Raw genomic sequence first — 2,539 nt, 5'->3', positions numbered from 1 at the left:
AGGGACATCAAACACTTGACGGATATCGACTTTGAACGGTTTGACTTCACGCAAAGAAGCTCCACATCCTTGACACGTATGCACACGGTGGACGACACGATGATGTGGATGTTCCACTTGACGGAGCGTCTTCCCCTCATGTCCCTCTTGCCCACCAGGCTTTTTGCCAGACGGCTCGCGGGAGGAACGCTTTTTCTCAAAACGGTCAGAAGATGGGGGCAAATGGCTATTGGAGCTGTTTTTTTTCGTGCGTGCTTCCAGCTCTTGAACACGGTACTTCAGTTGTTCATTTTCTTTGCGTAGCTGTTTGTTTTCTTTCAACAGTTGCTCAATGACTTGTTGTTGGTGAGTAATGAGCTGTTTTTGTTGTTGGACTTTGCCGATTAAGCTCTCAACTGTAAATACAGCTTGTTGTACCGTCAACATGCGATTCACCTCCTTGTCTATCAATATTCACATCATAGACAAGGAAAGAAGAAAATATTCAGCTCACTTTATGATGTGGCTGAATAGTTACCTTCCGTTTTTTCAATGTCCATCCCCCACTCATCAAATCATTGTCATCTGTATTATACTATAAAGATACAAAATTTTCGTAAAACGTTTCGCTGAAAATCTAGCAAAGGGGGATATAAATGGTCCGTCAAGGACATATAAATTTTATGCAGAGGGGTGGAGCAAAATGGATCACTTCATCGAGCAGATCCAGACACTATCGAAAAGGGTGAACAGATTAAAAAATACTATAGCGACAGAGGAAGCTACGAAAACATCGATCATTATGCCTTTCTTTCAAGTTCTAGGGTACGATATTTTCAATCCGGAAGAGTTTTTACCGGAGTTTACAGCTGACGTGGGAATCAAAAAAGGGGAAAAAGTCGACTACGCCATTATGATCGATGGAAAACCGGTTATTCTCATTGAAGCTAAGGCCGCCAATCAAAAGCTGGATAAACACGATTCGCAGCTGTTTAGATATTTTGGTGCAACCTCAGCTAAGTTCGCTATTTTGACTAACGGCATCTTATACAGATTTTATACCGATCTCGATGAACAAAACAAAATGGATTCAGTGCCATTTTTCGAGTTTAACCTCGCTGAACCGAGAGAAAATCAAATTGTCGAGCTGGCGAAATTCCGAAAAAGCAGTTTCGATGTCGACAGCATTTTCAGCGCCGCATCCGAATTAAAATACCTACTGTAGATGAGCAAAATCACTAACATAAATTTACATCGAAACAAAAAAGGAGACATGAACCCGATTCCTTGGTTAGAATAGATGTGCTACCAAACCATTCACAAGGAGGTTCATGTCTCATGAATAGATTAGCACATCATCAAGGAATTCACAAGTTTTTCACGATGTTGGGGTTGACCCTTTATTTTTCAAAACCTGTTATGAAGCATCTCGTTCATATCGTGGATGCGATGATCACGAAGGGCTTTTCGGGAACATTGACCGATCTTCATCATGGGAGCTTTCATCCGAACCACCGCACGACACTCAGCCATTTTTTCACGAAAAGTCCGTGGGAGGAAGAGACACTGCTTCGCAAACTCCAGCAGTGGATCCTTCGTCGTGTCGAACGCATCGCCAAACAGGAGAATCAACCCTTGTTTGTTTCGATCGATGATACGATTTGCCAAAAAACCAAGCCTTCGTCACGGGCAACACACGCGATTCAGGGATGTGATTGGCACTACTCTCACTCAGAGAAAAAATCGATTTGGGGCCATTCTCTTGTTTGGTTCATGGTTCATACTGCAACCCAGGCGTTTCCCTTTTCCTTCCGCCTCTACGACAAGACGGCGGGAAAAAGCAAAGGGGAACTCGCGATCGAGATGCTTTCTTCGTTGGATGTACGCCGTCCCGTTTATGTGCTGATGGATTCGTGGTATCCATCGAAAGCGCTCGTGGAAGCTTGTCTGAAAAAAGGATTCCACGTCATCGCGATGCTCAAGACGAACCGGATTCTCTATCCGAACGGCGTTGCCGTCCAAGCGAAGCAGTTGGCCCGCTCCATCGAACCGAATGACACTCACCTCGTCACGGTGGGAGAAGAGCATTATCGCGTCTATCGTTACGAAGGAGCGCTCAACGGTCTCGATCATGCGGTGGTGCTGCTCGCTTGGAAAGCCGATCAGCCGATGACATCGGAACATCTTCACTGTGTCTTGAGCACCGACCGGGAGCTAAGCGATGAAGACATCTTGCGCCACTATGCCCAACGCTGGTCGATCGAATGCTTTTTTCGACAAGCGAAAGACCAGCTGAAGCTCGATGGGTACCGTGTTCGTCAGGTTCGGGCGGTGAAACGCTACTGGATCTTGGTGCAGCTTGCTTACGTGTACAGCCTATTCGAGTCGAACAGCGATTTTTCTGATGGGCTCGATCTCTTGCGCAAGAGAAAAGGACATAGCCTCGTGGAGTTCATTTACTGTGCAGCGAAACAAAATATTCCCATTGATACCGTGAAAAAACAGCTCCATGTGGCATAAGGGGTACCCTGTTTGTTTCTTTTTACATGGTAATTATTGT

General features: G+C 45.3%; 2 protein-coding genes and 1 pseudogene. 2 read left to right on the top strand and 1 reads right to left on the bottom strand.

Annotation, left to right across the window (positions count from 1 at the left end):
- The coding region (locus CD000_RS00945; RefSeq protein ID WP_233130380.1) for a DUF6444 domain-containing protein at nt 1-426 on the bottom strand (426 nt) is incomplete at its 3' end.
- 256 nt (nt 427-682) lie between these two features.
- On the opposite strand from CD000_RS00945, the pseudogene CD000_RS00940 reads away from it, so the two are divergent.
- Together CD000_RS00940 and CD000_RS00935 are read left to right on the top strand one after the other, a co-directional pair.
- A pseudogene (locus tag CD000_RS00940) lies at nt 683-1,195 on the top strand (type I restriction endonuclease); the annotation flags it as partial.
- Between the two features lie 122 nt (nt 1,196-1,317).
- The gene (locus tag CD000_RS00935) at nt 1,318-2,499 is read left to right on the top strand and encodes an IS701-like element ISBsm1 family transposase (RefSeq protein ID WP_096224681.1); all 1,182 of its coding nucleotides are present in this window, start codon (nt 1,318-1,320) and stop codon (nt 2,497-2,499) included.
- Nucleotides 2,500-2,539 lie beyond the last annotated feature (40 nt).

Origin of the sequence: Geobacillus sp. FJAT-46040 (assembly GCF_002335725.1) — a bacterium.
Lineage (GTDB): Bacteria > Bacillota > Bacilli > Bacillales > Anoxybacillaceae > Geobacillus > Geobacillus thermoleovorans.
Note: the sequence above shows the minus strand (reverse complement) of the source record. Positions and strands in the feature narration are given on the sequence as shown.

Bases quoted from the DNA above. Each gene is read 5' to 3' on its own strand.
- CD000_RS00935 (WP_096224681.1), top strand. From the start codon at position 1,318: ATGAATAGATTAGCACATCATCAAGGAATTCACAAGTTTTTCACGATG.